Genomic DNA, 324 nt, shown 5'->3' on the forward strand with positions numbered 1-324 from the left:
CCAGAAAATCCTCGGGGAGCAACTGCCAGGTTTCGCCATTCCAGATTTCAACTCTTGGAGCTTCCGTCAACGAAAGACGCAGGGTACCTTTACCCTCAAACAGCACCAGATCTCCCTGCAAGGCCCACTCGCCGGCACCAACGATGTCAATGCTGCGCTCGCCTACGGCAAGCCGAGTCAACTCAATGTCTGGAAACCACTGCGCTGGCATCAGATCCATCGCCAGGGTGTCAGTCATGGCTCACCTCCGGTTCGCCGTCAAAACGGGACAGCCACTCGCGGTATTCCTGAGTGTGGAACACGGTCTGACCGTCCACGCGGCCC

At 58.3% G+C, this 324-nt stretch carries 1 pseudogene; it reads right to left on the bottom strand.

Annotation, left to right across the window (positions count from 1 at the left end):
- A pseudogene (locus tag Q674_RS37155) lies at nucleotides 1–238 on the bottom strand (hypothetical protein); the annotation flags it as partial.
- Nucleotides 239–324 lie beyond the last annotated feature (86 nt).

It is taken from the genome of Marinobacter sp. EVN1, from assembly GCF_000475375.1.
GTDB classification, from domain to species: Bacteria; Pseudomonadota; Gammaproteobacteria; order Pseudomonadales; family Oleiphilaceae; genus Marinobacter; species Marinobacter nauticus.